The organism is Pseudoxanthomonas japonensis (assembly GCF_043632995.1).
Taxonomy (GTDB): domain Bacteria; phylum Pseudomonadota; class Gammaproteobacteria; order Xanthomonadales; family Xanthomonadaceae; genus Pseudoxanthomonas_A; species Pseudoxanthomonas_A japonensis.
Map to the genome: position 1 here is coordinate 1,651,994 of NZ_CP171632.1, position 20,001 is coordinate 1,671,994.

At 66.7% G+C, this 20,001-nt stretch carries 18 protein-coding genes and 1 tRNA gene; 9 read left to right on the plus strand and 10 right to left on the minus strand.

The window, feature by feature from the left end; translation table 11 throughout:
* Positions 1-1,677, minus strand: coding sequence for an alpha-amylase family glycosyl hydrolase (locus ACGHX3_RS07480; RefSeq protein ID WP_394696947.1), 1,677 nt, complete (start codon positions 1,675-1,677; stop codon positions 1-3).
* A complete protein-coding gene (locus tag ACGHX3_RS07485) occupies positions 1,677-3,062 on the minus strand; it encodes an MFS transporter (RefSeq protein ID WP_394696948.1) in 1,386 nt (461 codons plus the stop codon). Before ACGHX3_RS07485 ends, ACGHX3_RS07480 begins: the two co-directional genes overlap by 1 nt.
* A 373-nt stretch (positions 3,063-3,435) precedes the next feature.
* Between ACGHX3_RS07485 and ACGHX3_RS07490 the strand changes: the two genes are divergently transcribed.
* The 3 genes from ACGHX3_RS07490 (at position 3,436) to ACGHX3_RS07500 (ending at position 8,819) form a co-directional block, all read left to right on the plus strand.
* Positions 3,436-5,052 (plus strand): alpha-glucosidase family protein, encoded by a 1,617-nt coding sequence (locus ACGHX3_RS07490; protein WP_394696949.1) that lies wholly within the window; start codon positions 3,436-3,438, stop codon positions 5,050-5,052.
* Positions 5,053-5,374: 322 nt separating this feature from the next.
* A complete protein-coding gene (locus ACGHX3_RS07495; protein ID WP_394696950.1) occupies positions 5,375-8,149 on the plus strand; it encodes a TonB-dependent receptor in 2,775 nt (924 codons plus the stop codon).
* A 346-nt stretch (positions 8,150-8,495) separates the two neighbouring features.
* Entirely contained in the window at positions 8,496-8,819 is a 324-nt protein-coding gene (locus ACGHX3_RS07500) for a hypothetical protein (protein ID WP_394696951.1), read from the plus strand.
* Positions 8,820-8,949: 130 nt separating this feature from the next.
* Here ACGHX3_RS07500 and ACGHX3_RS07505 read toward each other — a convergent pair.
* Together ACGHX3_RS07505 and rnd are read right to left on the minus strand one after the other, a co-directional pair.
* Positions 8,950-9,025: transfer RNA gene (locus tag ACGHX3_RS07505), tRNA-Ala, on the minus strand.
* Between the two features lie 17 nt (positions 9,026-9,042).
* Positions 9,043-10,152, minus strand: a complete 1,110-nt coding sequence (rnd, locus tag ACGHX3_RS07510) for a ribonuclease D (protein ID WP_394696952.1) — start codon at positions 10,150-10,152, stop codon at positions 9,043-9,045.
* A 230-nt stretch (positions 10,153-10,382) separates the two neighbouring features.
* Between rnd and ACGHX3_RS07515 the strand changes: the two genes are divergently transcribed.
* The 6 genes from ACGHX3_RS07515 (at position 10,383) to ACGHX3_RS07540 (ending at position 16,263) form a co-directional block, all read left to right on the plus strand.
* Entirely contained in the window at positions 10,383-12,113 is a 1,731-nt protein-coding gene (locus ACGHX3_RS07515) for an SUMF1/EgtB/PvdO family nonheme iron enzyme (protein WP_394697256.1), read from the plus strand.
* A gap of 17 nt (positions 12,114-12,130) precedes the next feature.
* Positions 12,131-13,042: a M48 family metallopeptidase gene (locus ACGHX3_RS07520; RefSeq protein ID WP_394696953.1), complete on the plus strand. Its 912-nt coding sequence runs from the start codon at positions 12,131-12,133 to the stop codon at positions 13,040-13,042.
* On the plus strand, positions 13,039-13,584 hold the full coding sequence (locus ACGHX3_RS07525; protein ID WP_394696954.1) for an SRPBCC domain-containing protein: 546 nt from the start codon (positions 13,039-13,041) through the stop codon (positions 13,582-13,584). Before ACGHX3_RS07520 ends, ACGHX3_RS07525 begins: the two co-directional genes overlap by 4 nt.
* A 58-nt stretch (positions 13,585-13,642) precedes the next feature.
* Positions 13,643-14,833 (plus strand): S8 family serine peptidase, encoded by a 1,191-nt coding sequence (locus tag ACGHX3_RS07530; RefSeq protein ID WP_394696955.1) that lies wholly within the window; start codon positions 13,643-13,645, stop codon positions 14,831-14,833.
* Between the two features lie 87 nt (positions 14,834-14,920).
* On the plus strand, positions 14,921-15,295 hold the full coding sequence (locus ACGHX3_RS07535) for a VOC family protein (RefSeq protein ID WP_394696956.1): 375 nt from the start codon (positions 14,921-14,923) through the stop codon (positions 15,293-15,295).
* Positions 15,296-15,822: 527 nt separating this feature from the next.
* Positions 15,823-16,263, plus strand: a complete 441-nt coding sequence (locus ACGHX3_RS07540) for a phage tail protein (protein ID WP_213601320.1) — start codon at positions 15,823-15,825, stop codon at positions 16,261-16,263.
* Positions 16,264-16,266: 3 nt separating this feature from the next.
* Here the strand turns inward: ACGHX3_RS07540 and ACGHX3_RS07545 are convergent, their stop codons facing one another.
* From ACGHX3_RS07545 to gluQRS, 6 genes are all read right to left on the minus strand, one after another.
* Positions 16,267-16,482, minus strand: coding sequence for a hypothetical protein (locus ACGHX3_RS07545; protein WP_394696957.1), 216 nt, complete (start codon positions 16,480-16,482; stop codon positions 16,267-16,269).
* A gap of 43 nt (positions 16,483-16,525) precedes the next feature.
* Complete coding sequence (locus ACGHX3_RS07550) at positions 16,526-16,696, minus strand: hypothetical protein (RefSeq protein WP_156383629.1); 171 nt, start codon at positions 16,694-16,696, stop codon at positions 16,526-16,528.
* A gap of 67 nt (positions 16,697-16,763) precedes the next feature.
* On the minus strand, positions 16,764-17,504 hold the full coding sequence (phbB, locus tag ACGHX3_RS07555; RefSeq protein WP_162338746.1) for an acetoacetyl-CoA reductase: 741 nt from the start codon (positions 17,502-17,504) through the stop codon (positions 16,764-16,766).
* Between the two features lie 75 nt (positions 17,505-17,579).
* Positions 17,580-18,083, minus strand: a complete 504-nt coding sequence (gene phaR, locus ACGHX3_RS07560; RefSeq protein ID WP_055942352.1) for a polyhydroxyalkanoate synthesis repressor PhaR — start codon at positions 18,081-18,083, stop codon at positions 17,580-17,582.
* A gap of 174 nt (positions 18,084-18,257) precedes the next feature.
* Complete coding sequence (locus ACGHX3_RS07565) at positions 18,258-18,998, minus strand: beta-ketoacyl-ACP reductase (protein WP_162338747.1); 741 nt, start codon at positions 18,996-18,998, stop codon at positions 18,258-18,260.
* Positions 18,999-19,043: 45 nt separating this feature from the next.
* A complete protein-coding gene (gene gluQRS / locus ACGHX3_RS07570) occupies positions 19,044-19,961 on the minus strand; it encodes a tRNA glutamyl-Q(34) synthetase GluQRS (RefSeq protein WP_394696958.1) in 918 nt (305 codons plus the stop codon).
* Positions 19,962-20,001 lie beyond the last annotated feature (40 nt).

A 20,001-nucleotide genomic window follows, 5' to 3' on the forward strand; every position in this document is an offset into this window, starting at 1 on the left:
TTACTGCGGATCGGTGCGTTTGCGGGCCATCAGGTCCGCCAGGCGCGCGCGGGTGTCGGCACGCGTGAGCGGCTTGTCGAACAGGAACACACGCACGCCGTGGGCCGGCACGTCCGCCTGCAGTCGATTGCGCACGCGCTGGGTCTTGCCGTTGAACGCGTCGCGCCAGGTGCCGGCTTCCAGATACTCGGAAACCGACAGCTTCGCCGGGGCATCGGCCTTGTTCAGTAGCACCAGCGCGGTCTGGGTGACGCCCTCGTGCTGCAGTACGCGATAGAAGATCGCCTGGTCGCCCTTCAAGCGGACGTTGAGTTGCAGGCCACGCTGCAGGGCCGGCGTCTCGCGGCGCAGGGTGGCGATGCGCTTCAGTGGTCCGAAGATCGGGCTCTGCGGCGCGGCGTCGATGCGCGCCTGCCCGAAGTAGTTGCGGTTGCCCGCATGCTCGGCATGGCCGCGTTCGAAGCCCGATTCCGACCCGTAATAGATCACCGGGATGCCGCGCGCGGTGAACAGCCAGTGGTGCGCATCGATGAAGCCGCTGTCGGCCGCGTTCATGCGCGCCATGTCGTGGTTGTCGTAGAACGTCATCAGGTTATACGGGTTGGCGTAGGGGCCATCCTCCAGATACAGCGCCTTGCCGAGTTCCTCGTAGCTGGTCCCGGGCTTCTCGAACACCTCCGTGAGCTTCGCCTTCAGCGGGAAATCCAGCACGCTGTAGCCGCCGTTGCGCGTCCAGGTATGGCCGGCGATGCTGGCCGCGTCGTAGTTGAAGTTCTCGCCGAACATGAAGAAGCCCGGCTTCTTCGCGCGGATGCGGTCGGCGAATTCCTTCCAGAACGCATGCGGCATCCACGCGATGGTATCCACGCGGAACGCGGCGGCACCCTGGTCGATCCACTGTTCGTAGGCGCCGACCAGGTACTCCATCACCGCTGGATTGTTCTCGTTGAAGTCGGACAGTTGCGCCAGCCCACCGCCGGTGTTGTAGAACGCGTGCATCGGCTTGCGGCGCGGGTCGAGCTTGTCGGGGTCGAGGTTCTGGTGGTCGGCGATCAGCTTGCCGTCCTTGTCCCAGACCTTGCCGTACTGAGGCTGCATCGTCGGCATCGAGTAGGCGGGCGAGCCATGGTTGCCGACGATGTCGAGCACCACGTCGAGCTGCTGCTCCTTCATGCCGCGGGTGAAGCCGGCGAAATCCAGGCCTTCGCTGGGCAGGTGCTCGTCCAGTTTGTAGAAGTTGATGCCCCAGTAGCCGTGGTAGCCGGTCTTGCCGCGGTCGGTGAACATGCCTTCCCATTTCACCTCTTCGCCGCCGGTGAAGGCTTCGTCGGGGTTGTCGACGATCGGCGTGACCCACACCGAGGTGAAGCCCAGGTCGCGGATGTAGCCGGCGTTGTCCAGCACGCCCTTGAAGTCGCCGCCGAGGTAGCCGATGTTGTCCGTGCGGCCTGCCGGCGCACCCGGCGTCGGGCGATCGAAGGTCGGGTGCTTGCCGCCCTGGTCGCGATGGTCGTTCGATGGATCGCCGTTGACGAACCGGTCGGTCAGCACGAAGTAGACCGCTTCCTTCGCGAAGGGCTCGGTGGTGCCGTAGAAGTCGTCTGCGGCGTATGCGGCGGGCACAGCAGGCAGCGATGCCAGCAGGAGAGCGAGAGGACGTGGGCGGGGAAGTCGCATCAATGCACCTGCGGCTGTGTCGGAAGGGAGGCGTCATGGGTCTCCCGCACACCGGCGAGCGACACGGCCGCGAGCAGGAGGCTGCAGCCGCTGATGACCAGGGCGAAGATCGCCTGGTTGTCGAACAGGCCGCGCAGCGCGGGACCAAGCATGGTCGCCGCCACGATCTGCGGGACGACGATGAACATGTTGAAGATGCCCATGTAGATGCCCATCTTCTCCGCCGGCACATGGCTGGACAGCAGGGCGTACGGCATCGACAGGATGCTGGCCCACGCCACGCCCACCAGGGCGAACGAGCCGATCAGCCAGGATGGATGCGGCACGAACCACATCGACAGGAAGCCGATGCCGCCCAGCACCAGCGAGCCGGCATGCACGGCCTTGCGATTGAGCGGCAGGCGGGCGGCGTAGAAGCTCAGCAGCAGCGCGACCAGCATCGACGACAGGCCGTAGTAGCCCATGTAGGAGCCGACCAGGTCGGCGGCATTCTGGAAGGCCGCATTCGCGCTGGTGAAGGTGGCGGCCTGCGCGGGTACCGCCATGTCGAAGAGGGCCGGATCGGGTGCCGGCGCCTTGAACACATGCTCGGTCAAGCCGGGTGTGGCCATGCTCCACATCGCGAAGAACGCCAGCCAGCTGAAGAACTGCACCACGCCCAGCCGCCTCATCTGCGCCGGCATGTGGATGACATGGTGGAAGATCTCGCTGGCGACATTGCCCTGCGTTCTCTTCTCGGCATGGAAGCGGTCCATGTCCTCCGGCGGATACTCGCGGGTGGTGAAGATGGTCACCAGGATGCTCGCCATGAATACGAAGGCGCCGATGGCGAACGCGATCTTCACCGAGGGCGGCACGATGCCGGGGCCGGCCTCGTTGGGCACGCCGAGCTGGGTAATGAACCACGGCAGGTTGCTGGCGACCCACGTACCGATGCCGATGATCAGCGTCTGCAGCACGAAGCCGTAGGAGCGCTGGCTTTCCGGCAGTTTGTCGGCCACCAGCGCGCGGAACGGTTCCATGCTGATATTGATGCTGGCGTCCAGCACCCACAGCAGGCCGGCGGCCATCCACAACGTGGGCGAGTGCGGCATGAAGATCAGCGCGATCGAGCTGAGGATCGCGCCAGCGAGAAAGTAGGGACGGCGGCGCCCCAGCAGCGGATGCCAGGTGCGGTCGCTGAAGTAGCCGATCACCGGTTGCACCAGCAGGCCGGTCAGCGGCGCGGCGATCCACAGCAGCGGCAGCGCATCCTTCTCCGCGCCGAGCGTCTGGAAGATGCGCGACATGAAACCGCCCTGCAACGCGAAACCGAACTGGATGCCGAGGAAGCCGAACGACATGTTCCATATCTGCCAGAAGGACAGGCGGGGCTTGGCGGTCATTCGGATTCCCTGGTCGTGCGGTGCGGACGAAGTGCGCGCATGCGGTGGCGAGCGTCGCGGCATCTTGCCGGCACGCGCGACCGATTCCATGCTGCAGCGCAAACAACGACGGCGAGCGCGCCCGACGCCGTCCGCTTGCACCCACGGCGTGTCGGATCGCCGCAAAGCATTGGCGTGTCTGCGTTTCAGGCGGACGAGCGCGTCGTCGGTGCGTCGTGTGGCGACCGGCGCGCGATCTCCGCATGCCGTCATCTGCATACGTATTCATGCCCAACGACGACGGCCTGCCTGCACGCATGTCCGTGCCGCGTGGAATAGTGGCGCCCGCCGAGCGCACCGGAGGGGTGCGTTACGCATTGCGACGGGTGCATCGATGACGAAGAACAACTGGTGGCGTGGCGCGGTGATCTACCAGATCTACCCCCGCAGCTTCCTGGACACCAACGGGGACGGGGTAGGGGACCTGCCGGGCATCGTCGAGAAGCTCGACTACATCGCCGGCCTGGGCGTGGACGCCATCTGGATCTCGCCGTTCTTCAAGTCGCCGATGGCGGACTTCGGCTACGACATCGCCGACTACCGCGATGTCGACCCGCTGTTCGGCACGCTGGCCGACTTCGATCGCCTGCTCGCCAAGGCGCACTCGCTGGGCATCAAGGTGATGATCGACCAGGTGCTCAGCCACTGCTCGGTCGAGCACGCCTGGTTCAAGGAAAGCCGCGAGAGCCGCGACAATCCCAGGGCCGACTGGTACGTGTGGGCCGATCCGAAGGAAGACGGCACGCCGCCCAACAACTGGATGTCGCTGTTCGGTGGTGTCGCCTGGCGCTGGGAACCGCGCCGCGAGCAGTACTACCTGCACAACTTCCTCGCCAGCCAGCCCGACCTGAACTTCCACAACCCGGCCGTGCAGCAGGCTACGCTGGACAACGTGCAGTTCTGGCTGGACCGCGGCGTCGACGGCCTGCGCCTGGACGCGATCAACTTCTGCTTCCACGACGCGCAGCTGCGCGACAACCCGCCGAAGCCGAAGGAGCAGCGCGTGGGCCGCGGCTTCAGTCCCGACAATCCATACGCGTACCAATACCACTATTACAACAACACGCAGCCGGAGAACGTGGCCTTCCTCGAGCGCCTTCGCGGACTGCTGGACCGTTATCCCGATGCCGCCGCGCTCGGCGAGATCTCGTCGGAGGATTCGCTGGCGACCACCGCCGAGTACGTCACCGACCAGCGCCTGCACATGGGCTACAGCTTCGAGCTGCTGACCGAAGACGGCAGCGCGGCGTACATCCGCGGCACGGTCGAGCGGCTGGAAGCGGCGATGGCCGGAGGCTGGCCCTGCTGGGCGGTGTCCAACCACGACGTACAGCGCGCGGTGACACGCTGGGGCAACGGCGACCCGTCGCCAGCGCTTGCGGCGCAGCTGGTCGCGCTGGTGTGTTCGCTGCGCGGTTCGGTCTGCCTGTACCAGGGCGAGGAACTGGGCCTGCCCGAGGCCGACGTGCCGTACGAAGCGTTGCAGGATCCCTACGGCAAGACGTTCTGGCCGAACTTCAAGGGCCGCGATGGCTGCCGCACGCCGATGCCATGGAACGACGAAGGCCAGGCGGGCTTCAGCGACGGACAGCCCTGGCTGCCGATTCCTGCCGAGCATCGCACCATCAACGTGGCCAGGCAGGAGGCCGATCCTGCGTCCGTCCTCAATCGCGTGCGCGGCTTCCTTGCGTGGCGGCGCACGCAACCGGCGTTGCGCAGCGGCAGCATCCGCTTCCTCGATGCGCCGGAGCCGGTGCTCGCCTTCGTGCGTGAAGCCGACGGGCAACGCCTCCTGGTGGTGTTCAACCTGTCCGCCAGCGCTGTGCAGTGGCCGCTGCCGGGCGGCATCGTCGCCGAGGCGCTGGAAGGACACGGCCTGCAGCAGGCGACGTGCGATGGCGGGACGCTGTCGATGCCGGCACGCGGCGTGTATTTCGCCAGCATCGCCTGACACGTTGCGCCTCCGACCGCGTGTCGGAGGCACTGCGTCCCGTTCGAGGGCGCCATATTCCGCCGCCACGATGCGGCGTTCATGAGTCGTGCGCGGACACGCGGAGCATACCGTTCCCGTGCGTGTTTTTGCGTACGGAATGCGTGTTACGGCGGTTCGCGGAAATATGCATGAATACGTATGCAGGCCGATTTGTGCGACTGCGCGCGCCACTACCATGGCCGCACATTCCGGGGGCACCGCGCCCGGCATGGAAGACCCGGGCGATCGCGTCGTGCGACGCACCCGGTTCATCGCATACAACGTCCTTGGAGAGGGGAACATGCATTTCAAGCGCAACCTGCTGAGCGCGGCGTTGGCGTCTGCCATCGCGCTGACCGCAACCGGCGTACAGGCCCAGACCGCTACTACCGCCACCGACACGGCGCCCGCGAACGACGCGACCGAACTCGACACGGTCGTCGTTACCGGCATCCGCCGCGGTATCGAGAGCGCGATCTCGGTCAAGCGCGAATCGACCTCCATCGTCGAAGCGGTGTCCGCCGAAGACATCGGCAAACTGCCCGACGTCAGCATCGGCGAATCCATCGGCCGTCTGCCCGGCCTCGCTGCGCAGCGCGTGGCCGGTCGTGCGCAGGTGATCAGCGTGCGCGGCCTGTCTCCGGACTTCTCCACCACGACGCTCAATGGTCGCGAGATGGTCAGTACCGGCGACAACCGCAGCGTCGAGTTCGACCAGTATCCGTCCGAGCTGGTCGCGGGCGTCACCGTCTACAAGACGCCCGACGCCGGCCTCATCGGCCAGGGCCTGTCGGGCACGATCGACATGCAGACCGTGCGTCCGCTGAGCTTCGATGCGCCGGTCGGTACCGTCGGCGTGCGCGGACAGCGCAACTCGCTGGGTGCGGCGGCGGATTCGTCCGCCTACGGCGAGCGCATCAATGCCAGCTACATCACCCAGAACGCGGCTCGGACGTTCGGCTTCTCGATCGGTTACTCGCACACCACCACCCCCATCCAGGAAAACCAGGTCGGTCTGTACGAGCCGTGGCAGGCGATCGGCGACAACTGGCGTCCGGGCGTGCCGTCGGGCACGTTCTACTCCGATGGCATCAAGGCGCTTCGTCGTACGGGCGAAACCAAGCGTGACGGCGTGATGGCCACCCTGCAGTTCCGCCCCTCGAATGCCTGGACCAGCACGCTGGACCTGTTCCACTCGGAAGCCGAACAGGTCGACACGGCGAACCAGTTCGAGGTCCACATCGGCGACTACAACGGAACGAATGATCCGGACAAGATCCGGCTGATCGTCACCAATCCGAGCATCAACGGCAACAACACCTTTACCGGGGGTACGGTCGGAAACGTATATCCGCTGGTGCGTGGCATGTACAACAAGCGTGAAGACGAGATCAACGCGTTTGGCTGGAACAACGAGTTCACGACGGGCCAGGCGCGCATCATCGCCGACATCGGCTGGTCGCGTGCCAAGCGTGACGAGCTCAACCTCGAGAACAATACGCAGCTGCTGCCGTCGCCGCAGCAGTTCGATACGCTGCAGCTGCAGCTCCGCAACAGCGGCTTCTCGCAGATCAATCCCGGCCGCGACTACTCGGATCCGAGTTCGCTGTACCTGTCTAACACGATCTATGGCTCGGGTTACGGCAAGGTGCCGAACGTCGTCGATGAACTCCGCACCGGCAAGCTGGCGGCCTCGTTCCCGGCACCGGCGTTCCTGTCCTGGATGTCGGATATCGATGTTGGCCTGAACTACGCCGATCGCGAGAAGAACAAGCGCCAGCCCGAGGGCAACATCAATCTCGGTGCGCAGGGCGTCACCGCGATCGCGTCGGACCTGCAGTACCGCCCGGTCGACCTGAGCTTTGCCGGCGTCGGCTACATCCCGTCCTGGAACGTTCCGGCCGCTGTCGCGCGATACATGATCTTCCAGCCGAACGCCGACGCGGACTATCTGGTCGCCAAGTCGTGGGATGTCAGGGAAAAGACCACAACCGCTTACCTGCGCGGCAATATCAATACCGATTGGGGCAATGTCAGCGTGCGTGGTAACGCCGGCGTGCAGGTCCAGCGCGTCGACCAGTCCTCCGATGCGATCCGGCTCAGCGGAGGTGGCGATCCGCAGCCCATCCACATGGGCAAGACCTTCACCGACGTGCTGCCGAGCATGAACCTGGCGTTCGGCTTCGATAACGACCAGACCCTGCGCGTCGCGCTGGCCAAGCAGGTGGCGCGTCCCCGCGTCGACCAGCTGCGCGCGTCGCTGGAAGTGTCGGCGTCCGACGGTCCCGACCAGGACAACGGCTTACGCAACAGCTTCGCCAGCGGCGGCAACCCGCTGCTGGATCCGTGGCGTGCCTACGCGTTCGACGTGTCCTACGAGAAGTACTTCGGCACCAAGGCCTATGTCGCCGCGGCCTACTTCTACAAGGACCTGCGCAACTACATCTACACCCAGACCGATCCGTTCTACGATCTCTCCGCCTACACGCCGGACATCCCGCCCAGCACGAACAACCCGGGCATCGGCGTTGATCCGATCGGCAGCTACACGCGGCCGGTGAACGGCGAGGGCGGCACGCTGCAGGGCCTGGAGTTGACCGCTTCGCTGCCGTTCGACATGTTCAGCGAAGCCCTGCAGGGCTTCGGTGTGATCGCCAGCGCCACCTTCAACGACAGCAACATCCAGATCCGCGATCCGGAAAGCGCATCCAGCGTCGGCGCCGGCGACATCGACCTGCCGGGCCTGTCCAAGCGCGTCTACAACCTGACGGTGTACTTCGAGAAGAACGGCTTCGAGGCGCGAGTCAACCAGCGTCGCCGCTCGGACTTCATCGGCGAGATCGGCAACTTCAACGGCAACCGCACCTTGCGCTACGTGGTGGGCGAGAACATCACCGACGCGCAGGTCAGCTACTCGTTCCCGGAAGGACACGCGCTCAGCGGCTTGAGCGTGCTGCTCCAGGCCAGCAACCTGACCGACGAGGCCTACCAGACCTACGCCGGCACGAAGGACCGCCCGCTGGAGTACGTCGAATGGGGTCGCAGCTACCTGCTGGGCGTCAGCTACAAGTTCTGATCATGTAAACCGTGCTCTCCCGGCCCGTCGGCGTCATGCCGGCGGGCTTTTTCTTTGTGGGGATGAGGGGCGGGAGAGGGCGCTGGTACCGGGATGCCGGGCGGCCAGTCCCATTGCATGCGGCGCTCGCGTGAGGGCGGCCAAGGTGCCATCATCCCGCCGTCGATACCGACCAGAGGATGCGGACATGGCCAAGGGCCTGGACAAGAAGAAAGAGCAGAAGAAGAAACCTGCCAAGACGCTGAAGGAAAAGCGGGCAGACAAGCAGGAAAAGAAGAGCACGCGGTAACCGGAGGCCGGGCGATTGCCCGGCCTTTTGTTTCGCATCAGGTCCCGCTGAAATCATATGAAGCACAGTGACTGGCTAAAGCTCATGCAATTTCCGCCGGAGTGGACGGCGTGGGATCTCATCCCGCCAGAACTGGTTGCGCTGCAGCTTTCGGGTTACGAACCGGGGCATGAGGATGCATCGGAGCATGATCGTCATGGGGCGTTTCAGTGGTGGCTCATGCAGCATCCCGGCTCCGAGGTGCTGGTGCAGCTGGCTCGACTATCCTGGGTAGACCCGGATCAACTCATGGCTCATGACGTGAGGAATTGCATTGCCAGGCAGTCGGGCGACGACATTGAAGTAGGTGAGGCCCTCGCTATTCCCTACCGTCGCGCCTGATAGTCCAGTCAGGTCGAGGCATCGCCGTGCGACTGAATATAGGTAGTCGGAGTGAGCGCTATGCGCGTCCGCCGCCAAGCCAGTCGAACCCTAAAACAAAAAGCCCCGCGCGAGCGGGGCTTCGTGTAAGTGGTGGAGCCAGGGAGGATCGAACTCCCGACCTCGTCATTGCGAACGACGCGCTCTCCCAGCTGAGCTATGGCCCCACAAGAGCGGCGCCATTCTAGCCCGCGGCAGGCGCTGGTGCCAAGCCTGAACCGGCGAGGATGGGGTCCAGCGCCGGAGCAAGTTGCTGCCGTCGCCAGCCGGACAGTGCGGCGGGCCATTGGCCGGATTCCTGCAGGGCTTCCAGGTAGCGGCGCGAGGCGAGCACGCCGTCGGGCAGGCCGAGTTCCGTGCTGCGTGCGGAGACGGCGTCCTGCAGTCGCTTGAGCTGGGCCTTGTCGCCGTCGCTGGCATTGCGAGCGACCGGCATCGACGCCTCGTCGTCCAGCGGCGTGGTGAGCGCCTGCCAGACCGCGTCGGCCAGCTTGCGCGGGGCCTTGGGCTGGGTGTCGAACAGGCGCAGCAACGCGGCCTTGTCGCTGGGCGGGGTCCGCGCCAGGGCGACCGACAGTTCATTGTCCAGGATCCAGCTGCGTGGCTTGTCGCTGGCGCGGGCCTGCACCTCGCGCCAGCGCAGCAGGCGGACCAGCCGACGCTGCGCGTCCACGTCGAGGAACTGCGCGCTGCGCATCGACAGGTGCGGCCAGCGCTCGCCTTCATCGTGCGCCGCGTTCTCGACGAAGCGCGCGCAGTCCTCTTCCACCCAGCCTTGGCGGCCCGTCGCGGCCAGTTCGGCCTGCAGCATGTCGTGCACGGCGAACAGGTAGCGCACGTCGTCGGCCGCATAGTGCAGCTGCGACTCGCTCAACGGGCGGCGCAACCAGTCCGAACGCGTCTCTCCCTTGGGCAGCGCGATGCCGGTGACGCGCTCCACCAGCTTCTGGTAGCCGATGCCCGCGGCGACGCCCGCGATGGCGGCGGCGATCTGCGTATCGAACAGCGGCGAAGGCAGCGCGTCGCAGGCCACCTTGAACGCCACCAGGTCCTCGCTCGCGCTGTGCATCACCTTGGTGATCGAGGCGTCGAGCAGCCACGGCCGCAGCGCGTCGGTCATGCCCGGCGCCAGCGGATCGACCAGCAGCACATCGTCCTCCAGTGCGATCTGCACCAGCGCGAGCTGGGGCCAGAAGGTGCGTTCGCGGACGAACTCGGTATCCAGGCCGATCCGCGTCGGCCGGCGCTGCAGGTGCGCATCCAGCGCGGCGGGGGTGTTGATCCAGTGGGGCACGTCGTCTCCGCGGTAATGCATCGTTTGCTCAGTCGGGCGACAATAACCTAAGGTCCGGGCTCGGCCGGTATCGTCGTCCGGCATTGTCTCACGGGGCCGTCGGCTCCCATCACGGAGGGTGTTTGCGCACGATCCTCGCCGCCTTGTTGCTGTCGCTGCCGTGGCTCGCGGGCTGTTCGCGCGATGCAGCGGATCCCGGCGGTGCCGACGCCGGCGCCGATGCGATCCGCATGCCCAGCGTCACCGTCACCGGCGACGACAGCGGCGTGGAAGAACTGAACTGGCGTCCGCCACAGGTGGCGCTGGCAGCCGAGGATGTCGCCGATGCGCACCGGCGCGCCGCGGACGCGTTGTCCGGCGGGCGCCTGTTCGATGGCCCCGACGATGCGATTCCGCTGTACCTGGCGCTGGCGCGGCTCGATGCCGACGACACGCGCGCGAAGACGGGCCTGGACGGCAGTCTCGACCGCCTGCTGGAGCAGGGCGCGCAGGCACTCCGGCATGCCGAGGACCGGACCGAGTCGTTGCGCCGCGCGCGCCAGATCGCCGCGGTGGCGCGGACGGTGGCGCCGGGCGACGCCGCGGTCAGTGCATATCTGGCGAAGGTGGACGAGGCCGACCAGCTCACGCGGCTGAACCTGGCCAGCGAACGCGCCCTGCGCGAAGGGCGGCTGGGCGAGGCGGGTGGCGGCGCCTTGGCCGGCTTCCGCGAAGTCCTCAAGTGGAAGCCCGGCCAGCCGCGCGCCCTGCAGGGCATCGCGGCGGTGGAGAGCGCGATGATCCGGCGTGCGGAAGAGGCCGCACTCGCCAGCGATTTCGGGACGGCGCGCATCTGGCTGGCGCATGCGGCCAAGGTCCGCGAGGACGCGCAGACCGTCGCCGATGCGCGGGTGCGCGTGGAAGCCATCCGCCTGGCGCGCATCGTCGAACTGCGCGACGCCGGCGTGCGCGACATGGCCACGCCGCTGGGCCTGAAGGATGCCCGCATCAAGCTGGCCGAGGTGCTGCGCATCGCCGAGCCCGGCAATCGCGTGGCCGCCGATTTCCGCCAGCGCATCGACCTGGCCACGCACTACGGCCAGTTCCGCCCGGGCCAGGCCTTCACCGATGGCCTGCATCATGGCGGTCGCGGCCCGGAGATGGTGGTGGTGCCGCATGGCGGTTTCCTGATGGGCGCCGCGGATGACGAGACTGGCGCGGCCGATGCCGAGAAGCCCGCGCACTACGTACGCTTCGACCGAGGCTTCGCCATGGCGCGGCATCCGGTGACGGTGGGCGAGTTCCGCCGCTTCGTCGATGCCACGCAGTACCGCCCGCGCGCGACGCGCCGCGGTCATTCGGTGGTTTACGACGAGCGCAGCGGCAACTTCGTGCGCCGCAGCGGCGTGGACTGGCAGTCGGACTACGCGGGCCAGCCGGCCAGCGACGACATGCCGGTGCTGCACGTCAGCGTGTACGACGCCGAAGCCTACGCCGAGTGGCTGGCCGGACAGACCGGTCACGGCTACCGCCTGCCCAGCGAGGCCGAGTACGAATACGCCCTGCGCGCGGGCCAGCAGGGGCGGTATCCCTGGGGCAACGGGCAGCCCCCGCGCGGCGTGGCCAACCTGACCGGCGGCAACGACCGCTCGCCCAGCGGGCGCACCTGGAACAACGCCTTCGTCGGCTACGGCGACGGCTACTGGGGGCCGGCGCCGGTGGGCAAGTTCCGCGCCAACGCCTTCGGCCTGAAGGACCTGGACGGCAACACCAGCGAATGGGTCGGCGACTGCTGGCACGCCAGCTACCGGCGCGCGCCCGCCGACGGGGCGACGTGGTTCAATCCCGGCTGCCGCTCGCGGGTGGTGCGCGGCGGCTCCTGGGCCAGCTCGCCGGCCCAGGCACGGTCCGCATGGCGTTCGTCCTCGGATTCGGATATGACTAATGCGCGGGTGGGCTTCCGCGTCGTTCGCGGCATCTAGCCGCCAGGGAGAGGGTGATGAGGCAAGATCCTTACGGTCGCCAGCAATACGGGCAGGGCGGCGGGCGCCGCGGTGGCGGGCTGGGCAGCCTGCGCTGGCTGATCCTGCTGGGCTTCCTGGTCTACGGCGGCTGCTACTACTTCAGCAACCGCGTGGTCGATCCCTACACCGGCGAGAAGGTGCTGATCGACAACTCCATCGGCGTTGAAGAAGAGAAAGCCCTTGGCCTTCAGGCCTACGAGGAGATCCTGCAGCAGGAGCGCCCGGTCGATCCGAATTCGCAGATCGCCCAGCAGGTGCGCACCATCGCGCAGCGCCTGATCGCCAAGGTGCCCGAGGTCGAGGCGGCGATCGCGGCCGAAAAGGGCACCCAGCCCAGCGGCAACTGGAAGTCCTTCGACTGGGACGTCAATGTCATCCAGTCCGACCAGGCCAACGCGTTCTGCCTGCCCGGCGGCAAGATGGCGGTGTACACGGGCCTGATCCCGGTCGCGCAGAACGCTGACGCAGTGGCGGTGGTGATGGGCCACGAGATCGCCCACGCACTGCTGCGCCACGGCGCGCAGCGCATGTCGCAGCAGAAGCTGACGCAGATCGGCCAGATGGCCGGCGCGATGAGCGGCATGGACCCGCAACAGCAGCAGATGGTGATGGCCGCGATGGGCTACGGCTATCTGCTGCCGTACGCGCGCGAGCACGAGACGCAGGCCGACGAGGTCGGCCTGATGCTGGCCGCCGCCGCCTGCTTCAACCCGGAAGAAGCCGTGCCGCTGTGGCAGCGCATGAGCGAAGCCAGCGGCGGCCAGGCACCGCCGGAGTTCTCCTCCACCCATCCCAATCCCGGCACGCGCATCCAGAACCTCACCGCGCTGATGCCGAAGGCGAAGGAATACCGCGCCAAGTTCTGCCCGCAGGGCGCGGTGCAGTGAAGCGCCTGCTCGGCACCGTGCTGCTTGCGGTGGCGGCGCTTGCGGCGCCGGCCCATGCCGAGGTCAGGGATGCGAAGCCGGACGGCTTCACGGTCGAGAATTCGGTCTGGGTCCCGGCCACGCCACAGGTCGCCTACGCCGCACTGGTGAACGACGTCGGCCGCTGGTGGCCGGCCGACCATACGTGGTGGGGCGATGCCTCGAAGCTGTCGATCAGCGACAAGGCCGGTGGCTGCTTCTGCGAGCTCAACGGTGCGCAGCAGGCCTGGCACATGACAGTGACCTTCACCGACCCCGGCAAGCTGCTGCGCATGACCGGCGGCCTCGGCCCCCTGCAGGGCATGGGGCTGCACGGCGCGCTGGAATGGCGCTTCGTCGACGAGAAGGGTGGCACCCGCATCACGCTGTGGTACCGCGTCGGCGGCTATACGCCCGACGACCTGGGCAAGTTCGCGCCGGCCGTGGACAAGGTGCAGGGCGTGCAGCTGGGGGGGCTGGCCGCCTTCCTGCGCAAGGGCGCCGACGGTGCGCCTGCCGGTTGATCGACCTTACTGCGTTGGAGCTTGGACAGGTACTCCGCCTGCATCGCCGCGAGAGCGCATGAACGCGACAAGCCTTCGCCTTGTACGGACCCTCGTCATCGCCACGGCGACGGTGTCAGGAGGGGTGGCAGCTCAACCTGCGGCCGTGGGCTTCTGGGAAGCTCGCGAAGCATCCGTGGCATCGGCGCCGGACAGTCCGAAGGTTCGCATCGCGATCTGGGACAGCGGCGTGGATACGACCCTGTTCCCCGGACAAGTCGCGCGAGATGAGGACGGCGCGCTGTTGCTGCGCGGTTATGACGCCTTCAAGCAACGCCAGGACACCGCGATGGCGGTGCTGCCGGAAGGTCTTCTTGCTCGAGCGGACGAGTTGAACGCGATGCTGCGGGCGCTGGATGATCGCGACAGCGGGGAGGATACCGCCGAGGCCCGGGCGATTTCCGTGCGCATGAAGGCGCAGTCGCCCGCCGAGGCTGCGGCCTTCGATGATGACATCGGACGGTGGGGTGGATTCGTGCATGGCACCGCGCTTGCCGACATCGCGCTGCGAGGGCTGCCCGAAGCAGAGATCGTCATCGCACGCATGGAGTGGTGGCATGGCGATCCTCCGGTTCCCTGCTGGACGCGTGAACTTGCGGATCGTGAGGCCGCGTCCATCGGCGATTTGCTTGCCTTCGTCGTGGCCAGCGGCGCGCGCGTGGTCAACATGTCGTGGGGCCGTGCCGAGCGGGCCTATGTGCGCAACCTGGAGAAATGCGCGCCGGCCATGGCGCCGTCCGAGCGGCAGGCTTTGGCCCGCTATACGGTGGAGGCGATTCGTGAAGTGTTGCGCACGGGCATGCAGGCAGCGCCGGACGTGTTGTTTGTCGGTGCAGCGGGCAATGCGTCGAGCAGCATGGAAATGGCCAATCCGGCGACACGATTCACGCTGCCCAACTTCATCCTGGTCGGGGCCGTTGACCGTCATGGGGTGACGACGGAGTGGACCAACACCGGCCCGGAAATCACTCTGTTCGCGAACGGCGACCGGGTGGAGGCGCGTCTGCCGGGCGGCATGACCTCCTATCCCTCAGGCACCTCCATGGCAGCTCCACTGGTTGCGAATGCGGCGGCCAAGATATGGACAGTGCGACCGGGGATGAGCGGAGCGCAGGTGAGGCAGCTGTTGGAGCGCACCGCGACACCCAATGCCTCCGGTCAACCCCTGCTGCATCCGAAACGCGCCGTGGATGCGGCACTGGAACGTTGACTCCGGCAACCGAGCAGGATGGTTTGACGCGCTGCGTACTGCATGGCAAGAAAACCACCCTGTGAGGCGCCATCAGAACGGAAACCCATGTCCCGCATCATCCCCATGCAACCCGTCCGCCATCTGCCGCGGGCGATCCTGTTCTACGAGAAACTCGGCTTCACTGTCGAGGACCGGCGCGACGACTGGGGCTGGGCGAAGCTGCGCTGGGGCGAGTGCCGGGTGATGCTGGACCAGTCGATCAACGTGAATCCGGACGCGCCGCGCGGTGCGGTGCTGTACCTGTATCCGGACGATCTGGTCGCTTTCCACCGCCAGGCACGCGACAACGGCCTCGACGTTCCCGACCTGGAAGACACCTTCTACGGCATGCGCGAATTCCGCATCGACGACCCGGATGGCAACCGCCTGTGGATCGGGCAGCAGGCGACGGGCCAGAGCGTCGCACCGCCGGGCGCGTGACGACCTCCGTTCCGGTCTCACATCCGTCGGCGTGGATGGCATTCCGGGCGCCATCGATGGCCCTCGGAGCGCCATCGATGGGGCTGCGAGCGGCTCTCGCCTCACATGGAATGCCAACGATCGAGCCCGGAAAGCCAGGGGTTGGCACTCGGAGATCCATCGACGGCTTTACGAGTCCCATGCGTCTCACGCTGAAAGCCATCGATGGGATTCCGGAAGCGATCGATGGCTCTCGACGTGCCATCGATGGCCCCCGGAAAGCCATCCGTCTCACAGTAAATCCCATCGATCGCTTTCCGAATGCCAGGGTGTGGCTCTCGGAGTGCCATCGATGGCTTTCCGAGCCCGAGCTGCGGCACGCCGAGCTCCGCGTGAGGGATTCCGGGCCCCATCGAGGGGGCTCGACAGCCCATCCTGTGCGGCCATGGAAGAGACGCCACTGACCGCTGGTGTGATGTGACTGCGTTGGAGAGAAAGACCGCTCGCCTCCGAGCGGCCCCTCTCCCTCCCTCACATGGAACCTGCCCATGCCTGTCACGCGCGACCGCCCGTATGCCGGAATGAACTTCCACGTCGATCTCGGCCTGGGGGACGGACCCGACGCCGGCGTGTCGGAGGTGCTGTTTCCCGCGGCCCGCCTGCAGCTCAACGAGTACCGCAACGGCAACGACAGGACGCCGGAAACGAGGAAACTGTCGACGCTGACGCACTACGACAATCTGGTGCTGCGGCGTGGCGTGATCGGGTCGCTGGCGTGGTACCGATGGTGGGACGAGGCGCGCAATGGCGGCGATGCCCGGCGCACCGTCACGGTCACGCTGCTGGACGAGCAGGGCAATCCCGCGATGAGCTGGCGCTTCCTGCGCGCGCGACCGGCGGGCTACCTGACCTCGCCGCTGGACGCGGTGGAGGCGGACACGCTGTTCGAAACGCTGGAGATCGCGTTCGACCGCTTCGAACTGGAATAAGGCTCAGTCCCGCGGATCGCGCCGCGTATCGCGGAAGTAGTGCAGCACGAAGCCGATCGCCAGGCCAAGCAGGACACAACCGACGGCCATCGCCGCCGAGGCTGGCTCCTTGCCGGTCAGGAAGAACAGGCCCGTGCCAGCGCCGATGCCCAGCAGCAATGGGATGGCGAAACGGGGCTGCGACCACAGGCCGTACAGCAAAGATCCGATCAGGTCCATGAGGTGCTCCCGGCGATGGATACCGGGAGCATGGCACCGTCGCTCAGAGCTTGCTGAAGAGCGTCGCGGCCACCAGCAGGCCGAAGCCGGCGACCACCAGCCAGAACGCATGCGGGGCCAGTACCGGCACGTAGCCGAACTTCGCGGCGATGCCGCCGCCGCCGAGCAGCAGCGCGATCAGCCAGACGCCGAAGGTGGGAGGAGTGAGTTTCATCGAGGGTCCTTGTCGAAGGTGCGTGTTGATTCGCAGGGAGCGGAAAGACGGGGACGCGGCGTGCCGGTCAGAAGCTCATGAACAGACCGCCGTTGACCGGCAGGTTGGCGCCGGTGATGTAGCCGGCGTCGTCGGCGGTGAGGAACGCCACCGCGCGCGCGATGTCGTCCGGCTGGCCGATACGACCGACCGGTACCGAGGCGACGGTGCGGTCGCGCACGTCATCCGGCATCGCGCGCGTCATCGGCGTTTCCACGTAGCCGGGCGACACGCTGTTGACGGTGACGCCCTTGCGGGCGACTTCCCGCGCCAGCGACATCGTGAAGCCATGCAGGCCGGCCTTCGCCGCCGCGTAGTTCACCTGGCCGAAGTTGCCCGTCTGCCCGCTGACCGAGCTGATGTTGACGATGCGGCCGAAGCCGCGCGCCTGCATGCCGTCGATGGCGTGGCGGCAGAGGTTGAACGCGCTGTCCAGGTTCACGCCGATCACCGCGTCCCACTGCGCCTTGTCCATCTTGCGCAGGGTCGCGTCGCGGGTGATGCCGGCATTGTTGACCAGGATGTCGAGCGCGCCGTGGCGGGCTTCGACGTCGCGCACGAACGCAGCGCACGCGTCGAAGTCGGCCACGTCGACGGTGGCGGTCCCGATGTCGAGCGATGCGGTCTGTGCGCGGAAGTGGTCCAGACGTTCTGGTGAAGCGGGCAGGTCGGCGGCGATCACCTTGCGGCCGGCGCGAGCCAGTGCCTGGCAGATAGCCAGTCCCAGCCCACCCATGCCGCCGGTCACCACGGCGATACGTTGCGTCATGCGGAGTTCCTGTGGTCTCGGCTCAAAAAAAGGCCCGCGCAACGGGGCGCGGGCCGGGTTTCACTACAGGGGATATCAGCGCGCGCGCGTTTTCGGCGTCTCGCGCGGGGTTTCCTTCGGCTTGACCGTCGTCGGACGGCCCATGCCGCCGGTGAGGTTGCGCTGGAATTCCTGCCACAGCTCCATGTTGCGCTCGGTGAGTTGGTTCATCATGGTCCACGGCGTCTGGCCGAGCAGGTTGCCCATCTGGCTGCGGAACTGCTGCTGCTGCTCCATGAACAACTGCATGCTGCGCTCCAGGTAGTTGCCCATGAAGCCCTGCAGCGAGTCGCCGTAGAAACGGATGATCTGGCTGAGCAGCTGCGTGGACAGCACCGGTTCGCCGTCCTGTTCCTGCTCGCTGATGATCTGCAGCAGCACGGTGCGGGTCAGGTCGTTGCCGGTCTTGGCGTCGCGGACCTCGAAGTCCTCGCCGTCGACGATCAGCTGGCGCACGTCCTCGATGGTGATGTAGCTGGAGATCTCGGTGTCGTACAGGCGACGGTTGGGGTACTTCTTGATGATGCGGATCGCAGCCATTGAGTCTTCGCTCTAAACGCGTATGACCGCAGCATGACGCAGCGCAACAGCCCTTGCAACAGGCCACAAGGCAGGGATGCCCTGTTCAGGCAGCGAAAAATGTTGCGCAGCATCGGAATGGACGACGCCCCTTGCGGGGCGTCGTGTGACACGGTGGACGTGGCCGGCGCGGGCCTACCAGCCCATGTGGTGGCCACCGTTGATGTCGAGGTTGGAGCCGGTGATCCAGGCCGCCTGCTCATCGACGAGGAAGGCGACCGCGTAGGCGATCTCCTCGGGCTTGCCGAGACGACCGGTCGGGATGTCGGCGGCGATCTTGGCGCGTACCTCTTCCGGCACGGCCATCACCATGTCGGTGGCCACATAGCCGGGCGACACGGTGTTGACGGTGATGCCGAGCTTGGCGTTCTCGCGCGCCAGCGAAATGGTGAAGCCGTGCATGCCGGCCTTCGCGGCGGCGTAGTTGGCCTGGCCGTACTGGCCCTTCAGGCCGTTGATGGAGCTGATCTGGATGATGCGGCCCCACTTGCGCTCGCGCATGCCGTCGATCACCGGGCGGGTGACGTTGAACACCGAATTGAGGTTGGTGTTGATGACGTCGCCCCACTGCGTGGCCGACATCTTGTGGAAGGTGCCGTCGCGGGTGATGCCGGCGTTGTTGACCAGCACCTCGACCGGGCCGAGGGTCTGTTCGACCTCCTTCACCATGGCCTGCGCCTCGTCCGGCGAGGTCACGTCGCCCTTGACCAGCGCGAACTCGTAGCCGTCCGCCTTCATCTGCGCCTGCCATGCACGCGCCTTCTCTTCGTTCCGGTAGTTGGTGGCGACCTTGTGGCCCATGTCGGCCAGCTTCTTGCAGATGGCGGTACCGATACCTCCGGTGCCGCCGGTGACCAGGGCGACGCGCGATGTCATGTGGGGACTCTCCTTGGACCGCCGCAAGCCGACGGCCACCCGATTCTAGACAGCGCCTGCGGCAGCATTGTTGTGCGCTGCAGCGAACGTCAGTGATGTCACTTTTGGCAGGCGATCCGGCAGGAATTCGCGTGTCGCGATCCGCAGGGCGGCAGCGACCGTCGGCGCGCCGTCGAGGACGGCAACCGGTTGCCCCAACGCCTGCCAGGCGATCCGCAGGGCCGGTAGCGGCGCGTCGTCGTCGATGGGCAGGGACGCCATCGATTTCGACAGCTTGTGGCCGTCCGCATCGACGATCAGTGGCAGGTGCAGATGGCGAGGGCTGGGCAGGCCGAGTGCGCGCTGCAGCAGGATCTGGCGGGGCGTGGAGTCGAGCAGGTCGGCGCCGCGCACGATGTCGGTGATGCCCTGGTCTGCATCGTCGACGACCACCGCCAGTTGGTAGGCCCAGAAACCGTCGGCACGGCGCAGCACGACGTCGCCGACCTCGCGGTCGACGCGTTGTTCGACGGCGCCCTGCAGACCGTCTTCGAAGGACACGACCGTGTCGTCGGGTACGCGCAGGCGGATGGCCGGCGCGCGGGTGGGATCGCTCGCCACGCAATGCCGATGGATGCCGCCGGCCGCGGCCAGGTCGGAGCGGCTGCAGCGGCATTCGAAGGCATTGCCGCTTGCCAGCAGTCGCGCCAGCGCATCGCGGTAGAGATCGTGCCGTGCGCTCTGCCGGACGACGGGCTCGTCGGAGGTCATCCCGAACGCTGCCAGCGTCGCCAGTTGCATCTCGGCCGCGCCGGCGACTTCGCGCGGCGGATCGAGATCCTCCATCCGCACCAGCCACGTGCCGTCGTGGTGGCGCGCCAGCAGCCAGCTCCCCAGCGCGGCGACCAGCGAGCCGAGATGCAGCCGGCCAGTGGGCGATGGCGCGAAGCGGCCGCGGTACGGGGAGGGAACGTTGTCGCTCATTCGTCAATAGTGGAGGAAAGCTGAACCATGCAGTCAGCAA